The sequence below is a fragment of the Dialister sp. genome, assembly GCF_051885895.1.
Taxonomy (GTDB): Bacteria; Bacillota; Negativicutes; order Veillonellales; family Dialisteraceae; genus Dialister.
Genome location: NZ_JBJEXP010000029.1, coordinates 35,757 through 55,504, shown reverse-complemented (window position 1 = coordinate 55,504; position 19,748 = coordinate 35,757). Strand labels below are relative to the sequence as shown.

At 46.1% G+C, this 19,748-nt stretch carries 19 protein-coding genes and 1 tRNA gene; 1 reads left to right on the top strand and 19 read right to left on the bottom strand.

From position 1 onward, the window contains the following. Positions 1-692 (top strand): hypothetical protein (locus ACI4N7_RS02460; protein ID WP_439731786.1); only part of this gene is annotated, 692 nt, incomplete at its 5' end. Positions 693-852: 160 nt separating this feature from the next. Here the strand turns inward: ACI4N7_RS02460 and ACI4N7_RS02455 are convergent. The 19 genes from ACI4N7_RS02455 to ACI4N7_RS02365 all read right to left on the bottom strand — a co-directional run bounded on the left by ACI4N7_RS02455 (position 853) and on the right by ACI4N7_RS02365 (position 19,432). Then, positions 853-1,650 (bottom strand): undecaprenyl-diphosphate phosphatase, encoded by a 798-nt coding sequence (locus ACI4N7_RS02455; protein ID WP_439731785.1) that lies wholly within the window; start codon positions 1,648-1,650, stop codon positions 853-855. Positions 1,651-1,672: 22 nt separating this feature from the next. Next, positions 1,673-2,776 (bottom strand): hypothetical protein, encoded by a 1,104-nt coding sequence (locus ACI4N7_RS02450; RefSeq protein ID WP_439731784.1) that lies wholly within the window; start codon positions 2,774-2,776, stop codon positions 1,673-1,675. A 259-nt stretch (positions 2,777-3,035) separates the two neighbouring features. Next, the gene (locus tag ACI4N7_RS02445) at positions 3,036-4,250 is read right to left on the bottom strand and encodes an ABC transporter permease (RefSeq protein ID WP_439731783.1); all 1,215 of its coding nucleotides are present in this window, start codon (positions 4,248-4,250) and stop codon (positions 3,036-3,038) included. Then, positions 4,247-4,960: an ABC transporter ATP-binding protein gene (locus ACI4N7_RS02440; protein ID WP_439731782.1), complete on the bottom strand. Its 714-nt coding sequence runs from the start codon at positions 4,958-4,960 to the stop codon at positions 4,247-4,249. Before ACI4N7_RS02440 ends, ACI4N7_RS02445 begins: the two co-directional genes overlap by 4 nt. Positions 4,961-4,962: 2 nt before the next feature. Continuing rightward, positions 4,963-6,075: an efflux RND transporter periplasmic adaptor subunit gene (locus ACI4N7_RS02435; protein WP_439731781.1), complete on the bottom strand. Its 1,113-nt coding sequence runs from the start codon at positions 6,073-6,075 to the stop codon at positions 4,963-4,965. 205 nt (positions 6,076-6,280) lie between these two features. Then, complete coding sequence (gene lepB / locus ACI4N7_RS02430) at positions 6,281-6,835, bottom strand: signal peptidase I (RefSeq protein ID WP_439731780.1); 555 nt, start codon at positions 6,833-6,835, stop codon at positions 6,281-6,283. A 172-nt stretch (positions 6,836-7,007) separates the two neighbouring features. After that, on the bottom strand, positions 7,008-8,054 hold the full coding sequence (locus tag ACI4N7_RS02425; protein ID WP_439731779.1) for a Nif3-like dinuclear metal center hexameric protein: 1,047 nt from the start codon (positions 8,052-8,054) through the stop codon (positions 7,008-7,010). Beyond that, a complete protein-coding gene (locus ACI4N7_RS02420; RefSeq protein WP_439731778.1) occupies positions 8,051-8,734 on the bottom strand; it encodes a tRNA (adenine(22)-N(1))-methyltransferase in 684 nt (227 codons plus the stop codon). The genes ACI4N7_RS02425 and ACI4N7_RS02420 overlap by 4 nt, the downstream gene beginning before the upstream one ends. A gap of 56 nt (positions 8,735-8,790) precedes the next feature. Then, a tRNA-Ile gene (locus ACI4N7_RS02415) sits at positions 8,791-8,867 on the bottom strand. Between the two features lie 184 nt (positions 8,868-9,051). Then, complete coding sequence (gene rpoD / locus ACI4N7_RS02410; RefSeq protein ID WP_439731777.1) at positions 9,052-10,194, bottom strand: RNA polymerase sigma factor RpoD; 1,143 nt, start codon at positions 10,192-10,194, stop codon at positions 9,052-9,054. A gap of 221 nt (positions 10,195-10,415) precedes the next feature. Next, positions 10,416-12,206 carry a DNA primase gene (gene dnaG / locus ACI4N7_RS02405; protein ID WP_439731776.1) on the bottom strand — a complete coding sequence of 597 codons (1,791 nt, stop codon included), beginning with the start codon at positions 12,204-12,206 and terminating at the stop codon, positions 10,416-10,418. A 219-nt stretch (positions 12,207-12,425) separates the two neighbouring features. Beyond that, positions 12,426-13,151: an ATP-grasp domain-containing protein gene (locus ACI4N7_RS02400; protein ID WP_439731775.1), complete on the bottom strand. Its 726-nt coding sequence runs from the start codon at positions 13,149-13,151 to the stop codon at positions 12,426-12,428. Between the two features lie 222 nt (positions 13,152-13,373). Next, positions 13,374-13,715: a hypothetical protein gene (locus ACI4N7_RS02395; RefSeq protein ID WP_439731774.1), complete on the bottom strand. Its 342-nt coding sequence runs from the start codon at positions 13,713-13,715 to the stop codon at positions 13,374-13,376. Positions 13,716-13,887: 172 nt separating this feature from the next. Further along, positions 13,888-14,571, bottom strand: a complete 684-nt coding sequence (gene radC, locus ACI4N7_RS02390; RefSeq protein ID WP_439731773.1) for a RadC family protein — start codon at positions 14,569-14,571, stop codon at positions 13,888-13,890. A gap of 72 nt (positions 14,572-14,643) precedes the next feature. Next, positions 14,644-14,907 carry a DUF4321 domain-containing protein gene (locus ACI4N7_RS02385; RefSeq protein WP_439731772.1) on the bottom strand — a complete coding sequence of 88 codons (264 nt, stop codon included), beginning with the start codon at positions 14,905-14,907 and terminating at the stop codon, positions 14,644-14,646. A gap of 50 nt (positions 14,908-14,957) precedes the next feature. Next, the gene (locus tag ACI4N7_RS02380) at positions 14,958-15,533 is read right to left on the bottom strand and encodes a hypothetical protein (RefSeq protein ID WP_439731771.1); all 576 of its coding nucleotides are present in this window, start codon (positions 15,531-15,533) and stop codon (positions 14,958-14,960) included. A 217-nt stretch (positions 15,534-15,750) separates the two neighbouring features. Further along, entirely contained in the window at positions 15,751-17,211 is a 1,461-nt protein-coding gene (gene gltX, locus ACI4N7_RS02375; protein ID WP_439731770.1) for a glutamate--tRNA ligase, read from the bottom strand. Between the two features lie 3 nt (positions 17,212-17,214). Continuing rightward, positions 17,215-18,378: a 2-C-methyl-D-erythritol 2,4-cyclodiphosphate synthase gene (gene ispF / locus ACI4N7_RS02370; RefSeq protein ID WP_439731769.1), complete on the bottom strand. Its 1,164-nt coding sequence runs from the start codon at positions 18,376-18,378 to the stop codon at positions 17,215-17,217. Then, complete coding sequence (locus tag ACI4N7_RS02365; protein ID WP_439731768.1) at positions 18,371-19,432, bottom strand: PIN/TRAM domain-containing protein; 1,062 nt, start codon at positions 19,430-19,432, stop codon at positions 18,371-18,373. The genes ispF and ACI4N7_RS02365 overlap by 8 nt, the downstream gene beginning before the upstream one ends. Between the last annotated feature and the right edge of the window lie 316 nt (positions 19,433-19,748).

The following is a 19,748-nucleotide window of genomic DNA, read 5'->3' as shown; positions in this document are numbered from 1 at the left end:
ACCAGGTATTTTTATTTGCTGAATTGTTGTCCCTTCGACACTTATCAATTCCCGGTACTCGCTTAGCTGAATACAGTCATCACCCTAACGGTAATCTATTGACAGAAATAATGAAGGATAAAATATTGGAATATAGTGAGATAATTGAAGATCTTACGCAGCGCACAAAAAATTTAAGATATTCCATTCATCAAATGGAATCCAGCAAATATGCCCCATTAAACCAAACCATGCTGGTACCTAAAGGGTTTCTATATTATCAAAGAAGCATGATTATATCCGGCAAAACGCCACATTCCGAAGCACTCCTGAAAAGCGCACCTTTAGTTAATAAGTATGCAGAAGACTTATTTTCACACAAACTCAATTTTGCATTTCTACCTTCTTTTACTAACCTGGAAGATTTAGAGCAGCCCCATGACTATCGACTGATTCTTTTCTCTGATGATGCGCATGCTTTCAGTAATCCGTTAACTTATCCGCCTTCTTTATATCTGACGCTCATATTAAAAGACCGGTTCCACAGTAATCCGGGAAAATATATCAAAGAAATTCAATCATTTATGAAAAGCCTTCATTTAAAAAGCAAAAATATTCTTTTTATTACTCTATTAAGAAATATATGGAATCAATCTGGTGAATCCCCTGCTTTTTATACCAAATTGGAACTGCAGGTAGAGTATGTAAATTAAAAGATTTTTTCATATGCATAAATCTAAACGATATAAAAGACAGCGCTTACAAAAGCATTGTCTTTTTTATTGTAAAAAATCCCTGGTTAGACTAGAGATTTTATGCACTAAAAAACAGCACCCTGAAAGGATGCTGTTTGAGTTGATTTTTTAAAATTTTTTACCAGAAATAAACCAGTGCAAAGGCTGCCACGAAAAAGCGGTAAATAGCAAATCCGGTTAAGGTGGAGGTATTAAGGAATTTCAGGAACCAGAGGATCGATGCATAGGCTACGACGAAGGCAGTGAAAAATCCTACTGCCAGAACGCCCAGATCTCCCAGTGAAAGGCTTCCGATGACTTTCAGAAGATCATAGAAGCAGGCCAGGAACATAAGAGGCACTGCCATGATGAAGGTAAAATCCGCACCTGCTTTTCGAGAAATGCCCAGGAGAAGGCTTCCAGCAATAGTACTGCCGCTCCGGGAAAAACCGGGCCAGAGGGACATGCACTGGAAAAGGCCGATAATGAAAGCCTGTCGTGTGGAAATTTTATCCACGTCAGTCACATCAAATTTTTTCCCCTTCCTTGTTTTTTCCGCTACAATCATAAAAATCCCGCCCAGTATCAGACCAATGATGACGGTTGTCGGGCTGAAAAGATTATGTTTAATGAAGCCGTGAAAAAGGAGGCCTGTAAGGCAGGCAGGAAACATAGCTACGCAGAGGTTAAATACAGAAGGTCCTTTTTTCCGGAACCAGTGATGGGTATTCAGAATATAGGTAAATTTTTCATGATACACGACCAATACGGAAAGAATGGCGCCCAACTGAATAAATACATCAAAAAGGTCCGCCAGGGTTCCTTCAAATCCCAGCATATGGCCAACAATGATCATGTGACCTGTGGAAGAAACAGGAATATATTCCGTCAGGCCTTCTACAATACCAACAATTAAAGCACAAAAATATTCGTACACACTAACACCTCAGACTGATCACTTACTTTGTGGGATTCATGGCACTGACAATGCCTTCCACTTTGTTTTTTGCAAAATTAATAATCAAAACATCGTTTTGCCCTTTGGAAAAATAAATGTACGATGTTTTCGGCTCACTGCCTGACACATTCATTTCCACCCTGTGCGGTTTTCCATAAAGCATGTCCACCGTAGTTACATCGTCCCCCAGGGAAAGGCCGCGCGATGTGACCATACGATCATCAGTCAGGAAAAGAGCGGAGATAATATGGCTCTTAACGGTAAGACGCACCGCATAGCCGGAAAAATACACAATTTCTTCCTTGGGATTGGCCATCTTCTTCTCCCATTCTTCAAAAGAATGGGCTTTGAAAGTATCCCCAATCTCATAGCCTGCAACTTTGAAATCTCTGTCCCCCAGGAAAAGACGGCTTTCTCCGTCATTGTAGGAAATGTCTTCTGCCTTTACAGGTGCCGTCAGAGACTGGATATGGATGGAAGACACCTTATCTCCTTGAATGGCAAAATCCATGGCGCTGCTGCCCAGACCATAGCGGAAATAAAAGCTTTTTCCACTGCCATCCCAGAGTACTTGGAGAGGCCGGCCGTAGGCCCGCAGCACTTCTTCCCTGCTGCTTCCCACATGGATATCACGGGGTGTGGAAATGGATGTCCCTTTTACCAGGATATCCGACACTCCCTTACCGGGGAAATGGAAATCGTCGGGCAGATCCGTTCTCTGGGAATAGGAAAGAAGAAAAGGCGCTGTCCGTTTCACTGTCATATTCTTGAAAGCATATGAATCCAGTGTATTCTCGTGGGTCACACTATCAGGCGTTCCCTGACGGCTGATTACCTGAGGCATCATATCTCCCAGAGAAACACCGCCGGCAGCAAAATCGCCTTTGTTCAATGCAGCTTTCATGATGGCACGGAGCTTTTCCGGCTTGTCTTCCTCCGTTTTCTGCTTCTGAGAAGTTTCTTCAGCCGCAGAAGGAGCCGCAACACCCGTCCCCTGACTCATAGCCCCTTCCGGATGATTGTTACCATCAGCAGCTGCAGAGCACCAAAGACCTGAAAAAGAAACAAAAAAGGCCAGCATTGCCGCCTTTATTCTATATTTCATGGGCAGTCTCCTTTTTTATACAAAAGGTACCCGGATACAAGGGTACCGGAGCAGCACTGATTGATTCAGAGTTACTCTCGTTTATTATGATGGTCCGGCCGTTTTCTGTCAAGAAGAGAAATTACTATCTCTTCCTTCCTGTCTTTGTAAAACCTCTTTTCCTCATTAACCGGCCCGCCTCAAAGAATCTATTCAGGAAAAGAAAGAAATATCAAAAGGAAGCCCGGCAGTCCAAGGGAATGCCGGGCATGAATCAGACTTATTCGTAATGAAGAGCGTCTATAGGATTCAGTCTGGCAGCTTTCTGGGCCGGATACAGGCCGAATACAAGACCAATAAATACGGAGAAAAGGAAAGATCCGAGAATAGGTGTGACAGAAAGTACAGTGGACAAAGTAGAAACCATTGGAATGATTTTGGAAATAGCTATACCGAAGAGTACGCCGATCAGTCCACCGGCTACACTGACAGTCACCGATTCAATCAGGAACTGCACAATAATCATGTTATAGGTAGCTCCCAGAGCTTTTCTGATGCCGATTTCCCTTGTTCTTTCTGTTACAGACACCAGCATAATATTCATGATGCCGATACCCCCTACCAGAAGGGAAATAGCAGCTATACTGCCAAGGAAAATAGTCAGTGTCTGGGTAGTGGATTTCATGGTTTCCATGAGGTCCTGTGAATTCTGGATGGAGAAATCATCTTCCTTGCCTGTCTGGATCCGATGGCGGGTACGGAGAAGATTGGTCACATCGGACTCAATCTGGGACAGGTCATCAGCATTGTCTGCAGAAATCACGATATTATTCACATAGGTAATATGAAGCATTCGTTCCTGTACAGTGGTGAAAGGAATGAGGATGCGGTCATCCTGATCCATGAAGGAATAGCCTTTTTCTTCCAGTTCGCCAATGACAGTAAAGGGATTCCCGTTAATGCGGATTTTTTGTCCTACCGGTGATTCATCACCAAAAAGTCCGGTAGCTACGGTTTTACCGATAATGCACACCCGGGCCCGAGAGTTATATTCTTTCGTGGTCCAGAAACGGCCTTCCGATACGTTCAGGCTGGAAAGGGTGGCATAATCTTCCGTGCAGCCGTAAACTCGTGTCGTCCAGTTTTTGTTTCCATTCACCACCAGGTAGCTGGTATTTACCAGCGGTGCTGCATAGATGATATTCGGCAGATTCTTGATGGCCAGATAATCTTTGTAGGTCAAAGTCTGCATGGATCCGGCCGCCGGACGAATACCGGGCTTTCTGCCAGTGCCAGGCGTGATCGTAATGGTATTGGATCCCAAACTGGAAATATTGCTTTCAATCTTATTCTGCACTCCGTAGCCGATGGACATCAGGGCAATGACTGCTGCCACGCCGATGATGATGCCCAGCATGGTGAGAAGGGAGCGCATCTTGTTGCTGAGGATGGATCCCCAGGCCATAAATATACTTTCAATGTAGATATTTGTCATGGCAGCGGCCCCCTGATATCCTTACTGATGTGTCCATCAGATAAAATCACGTGCCTGCCTGCATAGCGTGCTACATCCAGTTCATGGGTAACCAGAATAATGGTTTTTCCCTGCTCATAGAGCCTGGAAAAAATTTCCATGACTTCCTTTGTGGAGTGACTGTCCAGATTACCTGTAGGTTCGTCGGCCATAATAATGGCGGGATCATTGATGAGAGCCCGGGCAATCGCCACACGCTGCCGCTGGCCGCCGGACATTTCAGCAGGCATATGGTGTATACGGTCGCCCAGTCCTACGGATTCCAGCATCTTCCGGGCTCTTTCTTTTCTCTCTTTTTTAAAGAGACTGCCATAGATCATGGGAAGAATCACATTATCCAGGGCAGAGAGCCGGGGAAGCAGGTTAAAGCTTTGGAAAACAAAACCTATTTTCCGGTTTCTAGTGTAAGCCAGCTCGCTGTCATTCAGATTGGCCACTTCTTTCCCGTCCAGCTGATAAGAGCCTCTGGTTGGGCGGTCGAGACAGCCAAGGATATTCATCAGGGTGGATTTGCCGGCACCGGAAGGCCCCATAATAGATACAAATTCCCCCTTTGCGATGGACAGATCGATATGGGTCAGTACAGGCACTTCCTCCTTGCCGATATAATAACTTTTACCGATTCCTGTCAGGCGAATGACTTCCCTGGGTTCATTTTGTGCTTCAGCCATAATTAGAACCCCGGTCCGGGACCACCGCGCTGGTTTTTATTGGTTGGTGTGGATTTTTCCTGTGAAACCGTGCCGCTTACCACGATTTCATCTCCTTCATGGAGACCGTCAAGAATTTCCACTTCCTTTTCTGTGGTAATGCCTGTTGTCACATAGGTTTTTACCACGCCATCGCCGTCTTTCACGTATACATAGGATCCTTCAGCATCACTGCGGATAGCCGTAACCGGCACTTCCAGGGCATTGTCGCTTTCACGGCCATGGATGGTAGCCCGAGCGGTCATGGAAGGATAAAGTCCTGACAGTTCATCTTTGTTAATTTCCACATAGACCGTGTAGTATACCACGGAGGAAGAAGAAGAGGAACTGGAAGAGGAGGAAGAAGAAGAGCTGGAGGAATATTCCTTCTTGGAAATATCGGTAACCATGCCATGGAATGTCTGGTTCGGGTAGGCATCAACCGTAAAATCAACACCCTGGCCGATCTTCACTTCGCCGATATCCGTTTCATCTACCAGAAGCTCAATGCGCATAGAGGAAAGGTCAGCCACACTCACAATGACCATCTGACTGGACAGACCCTGGGAAACGGTTTCCCCTTCCTTCATAGGTTCTCCGATAACAATCCCATCCATAGGTGATGTAATCACTGTATCATTAACATCAGCCTGTGCTTTGTCATAAGCAGCCTGCGCATTTCTGTACTCAAGGCGGGCATTATCCATCTCCTGGTAAGAAATAGCACCCTGCTCATAGAGATGATTCAGACGATTGAAATAAGATTCCTTATTTTCCAGTGTATTCTGAGCCTGCTTCATGGTAGACGTAAGGGCTTTGGATTCAATGGTAGCAAGCACCTGCCCTTTCGTTACTTTCTCATTCTGCTTGACATACACTTTTTCCAGTGTTCCGGAAGCAGTAGCGGACAGATCGACGCTATTATCCGGTTCGATAGTGCCTGTAGCATCTACGGTAAGCATAATGTTGTCCCTTGTCACTGTGCCAAGGGTATAATTTTCCTTCTTGCTCTCATGGGTGCGGTTATACCAATACCAGCCCCCGCCACAGGCAAGAATAAGAATAATCAATATAGCGATCAGTACTTTTTTCTTCATACTATACCGCCCTCCTGCATAGAAAATGAAATGAAATAAACTTTCCCCAGATTTTTATATTATAACACGGACAGACCCCGGTACGGTACGAAAAGAATAGAATAAGATAAAGCAGAATCACAATCCGGCAGATTTTATATTCTTTTTCCGGATCCCCAGCATACCAATTAAAAAAACTTCCTCTAAAGAGGAAGTTTTTTCTCAATCAGAAGCGGAAAACCACTTTACCCAGTACGTGATCTACCGGCACAGGTCCGATAAAACGGCTGTCAGAACTGTGATTGCGGTTATCCCCCATAACAAACACGGTGCCTTCAGGAACAGTATAGGAGCCGTCCATGGAAAATTCCATAGGTTCATTGATATACGGTTCATCCAGTTCCGTACCGTTGCGATAGACATGGCCGTTCTTAAACTCCAGCTTGTCTCCGCCTTTGCCGATAACTCTTTTAACCCATACATTATGTCCCTGGGAAGATTTGTCAAAAATAGCAATATAATTTTTCAACGGTTCATCCAGGTCATCCATCCAGGAGCGCTCTCTGTGAGTACGGCTGTCAATAATGACAATATCCCCATAGGACGGTACTTCCCTCAGCACATGGCTGATTTTGGAAACGATGAGGTATTCCCCATTGGTCAGGGTAGGATACATGGATTCACCGGATACCTTTGTCGGAACAAAAAGAAAAATATGGATCAGCATGGCCAGAAAAAGAGCCACTACAATAGAATAGACCCAGTCTAAAACTTCATGCATGAAATTCTCCTTTATGATTAAAATAATCCCTCTGTGTATGATTCATTGTACATCATCAGCTCCTGTTGCGCTAGAGAAAGGCCGATGATTTCGTAGAATCAAAGAATCGTCACGTTATTTCTTCGTCAAAAGTTTCATAAACTATCAAACTTTTAAAATCATCCATCCATTTTCATATATGGCTGAATATATCTTGCGCACCGCTGTCTTCAAGAACGGTCAGATTCCAATGCTTCAAGGCCGCTTCTTTCCGGATGCGTTCCGCCAGCTTCGGCACAATGACCCGTTCGGTGTAAAAATGACCACCGTCAGCAATCAGAAGCCCCATAGCTGCTGCATCCTGGGCTTCATGGTATTTTAAGTCTCCCGTAAGATAAAGGTCGGCTCCCTTTGCTTTGGCTAAAGAAGCGAATTCACTTCCAGCTCCTCCCAGAACAGCGATTTTCTTCACCAGAATATCGGGATTTCCCGCATACCGGAGATCAGGAATTCCCAGCGTTTCCTTAATATGAAGAAGAGCTTCTTTCCCGGAAAGCGGGCGGGGCAGTGTCCCGATACGCCCCATATATTCATGGTGCATTCCGTTCTGCAGTGCATAGACATCGTAGTGGACCGGACCACACACATGAACCAGATCACGGACCACATCGTCGAGAGAAGAAGAGGGAATATTAAACTCAAGCTTTCCTTCCTCATCCCTGTCGTCTGCATCGCCAAGAAGATAGAAATGCCCGGCTTTTCCATCATATTTCTTTTCCAAAAGTTTCCGGAATTCTCTGGCTTTCACGAAAGGTACATAGGCTGCCACCTTCAGGAGAGGTTTGCTTTTTTCTTTGACCAGCCCTTCCCTGTTCTGAAGCCCCAGCGCATCAGCCAGAGCATCATTCACCCCTTCCCTGGCAGTATCCAGATTCGTATGGGCAGCAAAAGCAAGAATATCATGCTTAATCAATTTTCCAATGACCCTGCCTTTATAGGCTGAAAGATCTATGGTATGAATGGATTTAAACAGGAAAGGATGATGGGAAATAATCATGGAAACGCCTTCCCTGACTGCCCTGTCCACATTTTCTTCCGTCAAATCGAGAGAAACCAGTACTTTTTCCACAGGCTGCCGTGGATTTCCCACCTGCAGCCCCGGATGATCCCAGCTTTCTGCCAGATCTGCCGGTGCCCATTTCTCCATCAGATGAATCAGATCCTGTGCCTGTATGTTCATAAAAGTGCCTCCAGTCTTTTCTTTTCTTCCAGCGCTGCTTCCCGCTTTTGCCGATTTCTTTCATTATCTGTATCTTCTGCGACCCCGTGAATCAGGAAATCCCGTTTCCGAATAAGTCGGCGGATATGCTCGGGAAACAGGGGATGCTTCCGATAAGCAGATGTCACGCCGATTTCCCCTTCCAGAAGGGAAACAGGGTCCATCCTGCCGGGAGAAACAAGCATCATTTCATACAGATTGTGTCCTTCCAGCGCCAGTTCTTCTTTCTCAATTATAAAATGGTGGGTAGAAAGGTACCGCTTCAGCTCCGCTGTATGGTTCTGCGGCTGCAGCACCAGCCACTGCAGAGCCTGGGCTTTATCAAAATCTGCTTCCAGAATATCCATCATCATGAGACCGCCCATGCCGGCAATCACAACGCCTTCCACTTCTCCGGTTCTGATAGGTGCCAGTCCTCCTCCCAGGCGGAGTTCGACCTCTTTCTCCTTGTCCCGGTCTTTGATATGGAGCGCCGCCCTTTCCAGGGGGCCCTTGTGGATATCACAGGCTATCGCTTTCTCTATTCTGCCCTCTTCCAGCAGTGCCAAAGGAAGATAGGCGTGATCCGTACCGATATCTGCTATGGCATGGCATCGAGGCACCAGATCTGCTGCCCGGCGGAGGCGCTCCGTCAATTTCATGGATATTCTCCTTTTAAAATAAAAAAGCTGAGCTTCCGCTCAGCCTGCGTATTCATTGGTGGGCCCACCAGGGCTCGAACCTGGGACCAGACGGTTATGAGCCGTCGGCTCTGACCAACTGAGCTATGGGCCCGCAATCACCAACTTATGCTATTTTATCAGTAAATTTCTAATGCGTCAAGTATAGCCCCCTGCCATATGCAGATATAACGGCGCAGAGAGTGATTATCCATTATGGAATAGTTCATGGAGACAGCTGTCCCCCCCAGTCTACAACGGGACAGCTTGCCTCCATGAACTACATTCGTAAGTCATTTCTACTGGTTGATCATCAGATTTCTTGCAGATTTTTTAAGTTTCTGCAGAGCCTTGCCTTCGATCTGCCTGATTCTTTCACGGGTCACATCAAAATAGCGTCCCACCTCTTCCAGAGTCCTCGTTTTTCCGTCTTTAAGGCCAAATCGAAGTTCCAGCACCTGTCTCTCCCTTTCGGTGAGGCCCTGGAGAAGCTGGTCGATCTGCTCTTTCAGCAGAATAGAACCGGCCGCATCATCCGGTGCAACAGCCTCATGATCTTCTATAAAATCTCCCAAATGGGAATCTTCTTTTTCTCCAATCGGTGTTTCCAGGGATATGGGATCCTGCGCGATTTTTTTCACTTCTCTGATTTTCCCTACGCTCACTCCCATGGCCTTAGCCAGTTCTTCATTTGTGGCTTCCCGCCCTTTTTCCTGAAGCAGCTGGCGGGAAATGCGGTTCAGTTTATTAATGGTTTCCACCATGTGTACCGGAACACGAATGGTTCTTGCCTGGTCAGCAATAGCCCGGGTAATAGCCTGACGAATCCACCAGGTCGCATAGGTGGAAAATTTATAACCCTTCGTATAGTCAAATTTATCCACGGCCTTGAGAAGCCCCAGATTTCCTTCCTGTATCAGATCCAGGAACTGAAGGCCCCGGCCCAGATATTTTTTTGCAATAGATACAACAAGCCGCAGATTTCGATCAGCCAGTTCCTGCTTAGCCGCCTTGGCCTGGGCTTTTTCTTCTTCTGTAGCATTGGGAAGGGTGCCTTTTTCTACTGTTTTAGCCAGTATAATTTCCTCTTCACTGTCCAGCAGTTTTAAAGCCCCGATTTCCTTCAGATACATTTTCACCGGGTCATCAATGGTCATGGAATTATCCATATCCGGAAGAGGCTCCTTGGCCGCTTCTTCCGTCTCTTTTTCCAGTTCTTCTTCCTCTTCCAGCATATCCAGGTCTTCATCCGATACATCCATGTCAAAGTTGACTTCATAGTGATCGTCATGAAGGGCTTCATAGAGATTGGTCAGATCTTCCCCGCTTAGATTCTTTTCCGCAACAAGGTCCATGATATCCTTGTTGGAAATCACGCCGTTTCCTGCTTTTTTGGTGAGTTCGCTGATCCATTTTCCCAGTCTTTCGTCCTGCCCTGCCATAGTAATTCCCCCCTTGTGAAAGGATTGAAAACGCCCCCGTTTTCAAAGGATGTTCCGCATAATGCCTTTGAAATACGAAATGATACTTTCTGCCAAATATTCCCTTTGAGCATTTTCATAGGCGCCCCTGTCTTGTTTCCTGAATTCCCTGCCCCCGGGACGCCTGAAATATCTTTACACTGCTGCATATCCCGCAGCAAACCCTGTCTGTAGTGCCAGCGCTACTTTAATGCCAATATTTCCCTGCTTAACTGAATGCAGAGCAGCTGTTCCTCTCTTGCCTTCTGAGGATCGCTGTTCATTAATTCCTGTGCTTTTTGTGTATGGATCCTGTATTCCTCCTGCAGATAAATCTTCTTCATAGGCCAGATATATTCTTCTTTCGGTACGGAGCCCGGCTGTTCTCCGTTCATGCGAAGCCTGGCCAAAAGGCCGATGTCTTCTCTGGGAAGCATGCCTTCCACAGTTTCTGCCGTCAAAGGCATCCCCTTTTCATGAATTTCCTTCAGCAGAGAAAAGAGTCGTCCGTAGAACGGATCAGCAAACTGATAGTGTGACAGTTCCTCCCACCCCTCCGGCAGCATATGATATACAAGGCAGTAATTCAAAAGTCCCGCTTCCAGCAGTTTCTGCCTTTTCTTAAGCGGATTTAATTCCACTTCTTCTTTTTCCACCGGTACCTTGGGGGAAATATAGATGGAAGAATTGTTCTTTTTCGCATAAATCAGCGCTTCACTGCGGATCATGCCTTCATCCATATGCATGGTTCTGGCCATTTTCCGGATAAACGCATCAAGCTGGAATGCATCTCCTGCACTTAGAAGGACAGAAAACATTTCATTCAGAATATGATGCTGTCCATCCAGAGTGGTGCTGTCATACTGCTTCAGCAGGGAATGGAACAGGAAATCCATAGCCGGTTCCGCCTGGTTCACTGCTTCCAGGTAAGCCTCCCCGCCATGCAGATTGACGAATTCATCGGGATCCTTTCCTTCTCCCAGATGCACTACCCGAAGTTTCAGTCCTACAGAACCAGCAATTTCGAGTGCCCGCTTCGTTGCATTCTGCCCTGCTGCATCCATATCGTAGCTGAAGACCACTTCATCTGCATATTTTTTCAGAAGCCTTGCCTGTTCAATAGTAAATGCAGTGCCCAGAGAAGCCACCGCATTTGTCACCCCATGGGCATGAAGCGAAATGGCATCCATATACCCTTCCACCATAATGGCCTGCCTTTTAGCCCGGATAGTAGGAAGAGCCTGATATATGGCAAAAAGAAGCCTTCGTTTATTAAAGATAGGACTTTCCGGAGAATTCAGGTATTTTGGCTTGCTGTCATCCATAACCCGTCCGCCGAAAGCCACAATCTTCCCCTGGAGGTTCCATATGGGAAACATGCAGCGATTGCGGAAAACATCATAATACCGTCCGTTCTTATAAGCACAGAGACCTGCTTCTACCAGCACATCTCCAGAAATTTTCTTTTTCGTAGTAAAATCCCGGTACAGTTTCTGCCAGTCCGGCGGAGCAAATCCCAGCTTAAACTTTTCAATCGTTTCCATAGTCAGATGCCGTTTGTCAAAATAGGCAAGACCGGCCTTTCCCATGTTGGTCCGGGTCAGGCAGCTGTGAAAATAGGAGCCGGCCAGCTCCGTTACAGCATGAAGTTTCTGCGCCATGGCCGCTTTCCGCAATTCTTCCGGTGATTCTTCCCTTTTGGGAATTTCCATATGGGCATAGGCGGCCAGACGCTCCACTGCCTCTGTAAAAGTCAGATTCTCCATCTTTTCGATGAAGGTAATGGCATCACCACTGGCATGGCAGCCAAAACAGTAGTAAAACCCCTTTTCTGGAGAAACTGCAAAGGACGGGGTCCTTTCCGGTCCGTGAAATGGACAGGAAGCCATATAATAACGACCATGCTTCTTTAAAGTCACATAAGAGCCAATGAGGTCTGCCAGATTAATATTCTCTTTTAACTGCTGAAGAAACTCATTTGTAAAGCCGGCCATAATCCTCCTTATTCTGCTTGCATGAACTTGCCAATGACGCCTAGAAAAGGCGTAAAGGAAAAATTGTTTTCCCTGTCTTGTAAACTGTCTTCTCCTGTTTTAGGGCATGCAATCACAACAAAGTCGTCGTATCCCCTAGAGAAAGAAAGCACCGACAGGAAAGAGAAACCAAAATCACTCGTTCATCGGTGCATTAAAATACAGATTCCCAGCGGAAGGTCAATCCTTCACTGCAGAAGAGGTTAATTCCTTCCAGCGGGCTGCCAGAATATTCATATATAACTTTGGTGAAAGGCCGAAGGAAGCCAGGGAATATCCATCGCTTACCTCCACCAGAAGGGTTTTCCCTTTATCAGTGACGCCGAAATCAATGGCATAACCAGCAGGTGCCGACTTGTATTCCTTTACGGCTTCTTCAAGGACCCCCACATCCGGAAATACATCCCATCTTCCCTTATAGGGCGTCAATCCCTGAATTGTACCGTGAAGTACCCAAAGGCGCCATTCCGAAATAAAACGAACCTTCTCGCTGCACCATACATCAATGTCTTCCAGGCCTCCGCCCAGTTTGATCAGATCTTCCGATTTGTCGAGCACTGTACCATGAAACCGTTTGATATCCTCCACCGGCTTAACGAATACATGCCAGTCCTCAGGATGGCTGGTAATCGTGAACAGCGTGGATTTCCAAATCTTTCGTCCCGTAAAAGGAAGAAGTTCATCGGGATAGTCAAGCGGTTCCAGCTTCACGCCAAACCGCTCCAGTGCCACTTTTACATCGGACACTGTACCGATTACCGGATCACCGGGCTCATTATCCGCAAGAGAATACACCGCTTTGTATTTGACAACGGGAATGTCAAGCTCGCTGCATCCTGTATAGGCATAATAACAGCTGGGATCATAAAACTCCCCTGTATGTTTGATACGGATATAAGCCTTCATGAATACTCTCCCATCAGAAAAATATATATCGCTACAAATTTAATGATATCATTTATACCGCTTTTTTGCCAGTGTATTATAACAGATCGGAAAAGCCTAAATTTATAGAAAATAAGAAAAATGGCACAATGCATTGTAAGTCATCCATGGGAAAGCCAGCCCAAGAGAACAAAAAGGCCGTGAAAAGATGATTCCATCTTTCACAGCCTTCTTTGGCACAGCTCAATAACCGTTTACCTGACTTACAACACGGAAATTTCCGACGTCAAATGCTTTGCAGATGACATTGAAGAAAGGTCCATAAAGCATGGTTCTGTAAATCTCGGATTTTGTAATGAGAAGGAGCCTTCCGCTGTCAAAGGTTATACGGATCAGGCCATTATTCACATATTTTTCAAAATCCTTTTCCGCCATTTCTTTCTGCAGCCGTTCCAGTGCTTCTCTGGTTGGTCCTTCCTGATATTCAGGACGGTCCATGACCGGAGTAAAGCGAACTTCATAAATCGTGCTGTCATATCCTTTGGATTCAGCAGAATATCTTTTCCCTTTTTCCATTTCTTCCATGAATAAACACCTGTCCTTTACAGTTGAAATATTACTTTTATATTATAACATCTTTGCTGTCCTTCTGCATGACAGGGAAACGCTGATTGAATCATTACCAGAGATTAAACCTGTTTTTCTTATTCCATCAGGTGTCCACCCTTTAGGTAATATCCGGCCCCTGCCGACTGCCTTACAGATATCCTCTTTCATGAAGGCTTACGAAGGTACCATCTCCAATAATGACATGATCCAGTACTTCCATATCCAGCAGCCTGGCCGCCGCAGTAAATGCTTTTGTAATTTCCAGATCTTCATTGGAAGGTTCCGGGTATCCTGAGGGATGGTTGTGTACCAGAATCAGACCATAGGCTTTATAACGGATACCCCATTTCAACGATTCCTTCATATCCACCGGTGCGGCATTCAGACTGCCCTTGGTAATGATACGATACCCGAGAAGACGATTTTTCACATTGACATAGGCGGTGACAAAGTGTTCCTGGTTTTCATGGCGTAATTTTTCCATAAAAAAGGCGGCCACTTTGTCCGGTGCATTAAAGCTTACCAGTTTCCTTTTATCGCAAATCAGAGAAAGCCGTCGTCCCAGCTCCACAGCAGCGCAGATGGTTACCGCCTTATCGGGACCTATGCCCTTGATGTCCGTTAAATCCCGCCAGTTGAGATCTTCATATCCATTGATTCCGGTTTCCCGTTCCAGAAAATCCACCACTTCCTTGGCGATTTCCATAACTGAATGTCCCTGTCTTCCTGTGCGAAGAAGAATGGCTACCAGATCTGTGTTGCTGGCAAGTCTCGGAGATAACTGAAATCGTTCTCTCGGTTTGTCTTCGTTTCGCATTTCCCGTATCAGCATAGTCTTCACCTCATAGCTGGACAACTGTGGATATGAAATATTCAATTGTAATCAGAAAGAAACAGCGTTTCCTTAGAACTTCCTGTACAGCCAGGCTGCAATCAGAATCCCGATAATGCTGATGAGATTCGGAGCAAAACGCAGGCCGAAATGAAACTGGATAATGCCTAGATTCAGAAAAATATCTTTCAAATCAAAAATTTCAAAGGTTTTAGTAAAATACGGCATAAGGCCTGCCAGACTGGCCCCTTCCATCACCTGGCCGAGGATGCCGCCAATAAGCGCACCGGCTGCCAGGAAGAGAAGCAAAGGAATAAATCCTTTGGAAAAATGCATATAAAACAGCTCCTATGATATGAATGCGTATAATCTCATCGTGCCTGCTGTCAGAATTCACTGCCCAGGGCAATCTTTCCGGATACCCGTTCCGCCAGGGCTTTTCCTATGGAATCACCGGTACGGTACTGGTAAATGACACGCCATACCGTCTGCTTTTCGGTGAAAATATACTCTTCCACAGTCAAATCCGTACTCCGGCCATTTCCAGTTTCCGTAAAGGTAAAAGTCAGCTTTTTCCCATCCAGGCTTCCTATTTTGACAGACTGGGTGTCGGAAGTAAGATGGGTAAGGGCCGGATTGCTCTTCAGGATATCCTGTGCTTCTGATACCAATAAAGTTTCATTCATGTCCGGTGCTGTCTTCGCTCCGGTTACCAGAATCTGCAGATGGTTATTATGTCCTTCTGCCTTGACTACGGAAGCCGCCCGATCTCCCAGATCTACCTGTTTCCCGTTGGACACCAGTTCAAAGGGCGTGGAAACAGTAATAGTCTGGTTATCGCAGTGAATCCGGTTCTTGCCGAATACAAACTGATCATCCAGACTGCTGCCGCATCCTGAAACAAGGAGAACTGCTCCCAGGAGGGTACCGGCCAGTAAAATTTTCGCTTTTTTTATTTTCATGATTCAACACTTTCCTTAGGGAAGCAGTCTTTCCTGCTTCCTTCTGCATTTTAGGCTATCAGTTTTATTATACCATACTTCCTGAAGGGAAAGGCGATCCATAGAAGAGGATCAAAGACAGCTGTCATCCGTTCAGATTTACCTGCTAAAAAATACAGGAAGCCCTGCCCATTCCACGAAAAAAGCTCCGGATTGTCCGGAGCTTTTTATCAGCCTATCAGCAGTATTTCAGGCTGCCTCTCAGACGGGTAAGTGTCTTTTCCCGGCCAAAGAGAACAATCATATCATAGAGGCCCGGTCCATGGGTAACACCGGTCAGCGCAATTCTTACCGGTTCAAAGGCAGCCTTGCCTTTAATACCGGTTTCCTTCATGAGGGAAGAGAAGCATTTCTTAACAGCTGCTTCATCGAAGGTTTCCAGTTTTTCCAGAGCATCGGCGAAGGCGGTGATGATTTTTCCGCTGGTTTCCTGTTTCATGATGGAAAGGGTTTCTTCATCAGTCACTTCAGGAAGTTCTTCGAAGAAAAGCTTTACATTTTCCGGAGCCTGGGCACCATAATACAGGTGATCACGGACATACCATACCACTTTAGTGAGCCATTTCCTTTTTTCTTCAGAAAGAGGCTCTGTTACATACCCTGCCTTTTCAATAAAGGGAAGTGTCAGATTCAGCAGTTCTTCCGGAGACAGCTTTTTCATATACTGGAAATTGATCCAGTTCAGTTTTTCGATATCAAACACAGCATCGTTGGAAGATACCCGCTTCATGGAGAACTGTTTAATCAGTTCTTCTCTGGTAAAGATTTCCTGTTCTCCCTTAGGAGCCCATCCCAGAAGGGCCAGATAGTTGACCATGGCTTCAGGCAGATAACCCATATTCTTATATTCCGTTACGGAAGTAGCACCATGACGCTTGCTCATCTTCTTATGGTCTGCACCAAGGATCAAAGAAATATGACCGAATTTAGGGATCGGATATCCCAGTGCTTCATAAATTGCCAGCTGACGTGGAGTATTGGACAGATGTTCCTCTGCACGAATGACGTGGGTTACGCCCATGAGAGAATCATCAATCACAACGGCAAAATTATATACAGGAATGCCATCGGATTTCACAATAATGAAATCGCCCACTCCCGATGCCTGGAATTCCACATGACCTCTAACCATGTCATCAAAAGCAAAAACGCCTTCTTTTCTGACCTTCAGACGGATTACCGGTTTTCTTCCTTCTTCTTTGTAGCGGGCAATCTGTTCTTCCGTCAGATGGCGGCAGTGATCGTCATAGACAGGAGTCTGTCCGGCTGCCACCTGCTTTTTACGGCTTTCTTCCAGCTCTTCTTCTGTGCAGTAGCAGTAATAGGCTTTCCCTTCATCCAGGAGGCGCTGTACTTCTTTCTGGTAGATGGGAAGGCGTTCTGTCTGACGGTATGGTCCGTTTTCACCGCCTACATCAATACCTTCATCCCAGTCCAGACCCAGCCATTTCAAGGAAGCCTTGATATTTTCTTCCGATTCCCTGGAAGAGCGCTTCAGATCTGTGTCTTCAATGCGGACAAGGAAGCTTCCGCCGGCATGGCGGGCAACAAGCCAGTTAAACAAAGCAGAACGGGCACCGCCGATATGGAACGGGCCTGTAGGGCTTGGGGCAAAACGAACTTTTAATTTCTTTTCCATGAATTAACTCCTCCTGCATACGATAGCTGATGCCATAGCGGCTATGCCTTCACAGCGGCCGATAGCTCCCAGCTTTTCATTGGTAGTTGCTTTAATGCCTATATCACCAGGCAATATATCCAATATACCGGCAATCTTTTCTTTCATGGCCGGTATATAAGGGGCCAGTTTGGGTTTTTCGGCAATCACAGTACTGTCAATGTTTCCTATGATATACCCTTCATCTTCAATAATCTTCCTGACTTCCGTCAGCAGACGGGTGCTGTCAGCTCCCTTGAACCGGTCATCTGTATCGGGAAAATAATGACCGATATCCGGAAGCCCGCAGGCTCCCAAAAGAGCATCCATCACAGCGTGAAGCAGAACATCGGCATCGGAATGGCCCAAAAGGCCTCCCTGTTCCTGGATGCGGATGCCGCCAAGAATCAGAGGCCTGCTTTCATCAAACTGGTGAACATCATAGCCCTGGCCGATGCGGAAAGGGCATCTGTCCTTTCGAAGAGCCTGTCCTAACCGATCCATATCATCCGGTGTAGTCACTTTAAAAAACCGTTCCTTTCCGGGAATCAGCCGCACAGGAACACCCAGCTGTTCCAACACAGAGGCATCATCAGTAAAGCTGCCTCCCCGGGACAAAAATTCCACAGCCCGGTGAAAGAGGCCGGTCAGTGCCCCCTGGGGCGTCTGGGCCCGGAAAAGACTGCTTCGCTCCGGCGTCTCCACAATCCTGTCTCCATCTACTTTTTTTATCGTATCAATACAGGGCACTCCTACTGCCACAGCAGGGTTTTCAGAACTGATAGCCCGGAAGGCTTCATCAATGGTCTTTCCATCCACCAGGGGGCGGGCTCCATCGTGCACGAGCACCTTGTCCGAATCTTTAGAAACCATGTGAAATCCATTCCTCACGGATCCCGCCCGGTCTGCACCGCCGGGGGCAAAAATGACACGGATGGAATGAGGAATGGAGTTGGCAATGGATTCAAAAACAGGGCGCTCTTCCGGTTTTGTGACAATCACAAGTTCAGAAAGGAGTCTGCTTTGAAAGACATTTTTCAGTGTATAGTAAATAAGAGGATGGCCTTCACAGGTCAGAAGCAGTTTGTTCAAAGACGCCTGCATTCGGCTGCCGCTGCCTGCCGCCACAAGTATAAGAGAGTTAATCATTGGAGTCCAGCTTTGCAAAAATCATTTTTCCTGCGGAGGTCTGCAGGACGGATGTAATAATAACCGGCACCTCCCTGCCAATGCACTGGCTGCCGTTTTCAACCACAATCATCGTGCCGTCTTCCAGGTAGGCAACCCCCTGCCCTTCTTCTTTTCCCTGTTTCACCAGCTGTACAAAGAGCTGTTCACCAGGAATGACTGCCGGCTTTACTGCAATGGCAAGATCATTGATATTCAGGACACTGACTCCCTGCAGTTCAGCCACCTTATTCAAGTTATAATCGTTGGTTACAATTTTATATCCCTTTGCCCGTGCCAGTTTGACAAGCTTGGAGTCCACTTCATTCAGTTCTTCAAAATCGTCGGTAATGATGTGGAAATCCCTGCTGTTCTTTTTCATATGGTTCAGAATATCCAGCCCGCGGCGGCCCCGGTTTCTTTTCAGTACATCAGAGCTGTCCGCAATTTTCTGCAGTTCTTCCAGCACGAAAACAGGCACATAAATAGGGCCTTCCAGGAAACCGGTCCGGTAAATATCTGCTATCCTGCCATCAATGATAATATTGGTATCCAGAAGTTTACCTTCCCTTTTATCTTTGTTTTTCTTTTTTTCCGGTTCAGAGTGAAAATGAAACCAACCTGCCATTTCCGACTTCTTGCTTACAGCCAGATGCATGCCCAAGTAGCCCAGCACAATACTCAGCGCCACGGACACATAGGGCCCGATATAGGGCACGCTGATGAAGGCAAGTCCCACCAGATTGGCAATAATGAGCCCCAGAAACAGGCCCAGGGTTCCGGCTATCAGATCCTGCACCGACATGGAAGACAGGGATTTTTCTACTCTTGAAGTAAACGCAAAAAGGCTCCTGTTCAGGTAAGGAGAAATAAAGCAGCCCACGATGGCGCCTAAAATTCCGCCTACCAGCATCGCTCCCAGGGACATGAAAGTCACGCCCAGAATGGTTTCCGTTAAAACCGAATTAGGAAGAAGTGCAGCCAGCACTGTTTCTCCCTGCCTGGAAAGAACGATACCAAGAACAGTAAAGAGCAATATAAATATTCCTCTTAAAATTTTTTCCGGCATCTTAAATTCCCTCTTATGATAGATCTATGAATTCCCATTTATATCCAAAAGCCTTTTCCGGCTCATGGCTGTCCTCACAGAGAACATTAAAAACTTTCCGTATCAATTATTATACCAAATTGTATACATAATTTATACAGAAATGATGAAAAATTTCTAAAAAAGACCTTTAGATATTGATATTTCAGGCAAAGAGGGCGGCCCTTCTCCCTATGGACACGTCCGGTACAAAAAACTTCTTCAAAGGAGCTGCAAGTTCAGCAGTTTCCCTTTAGTCCCCCCT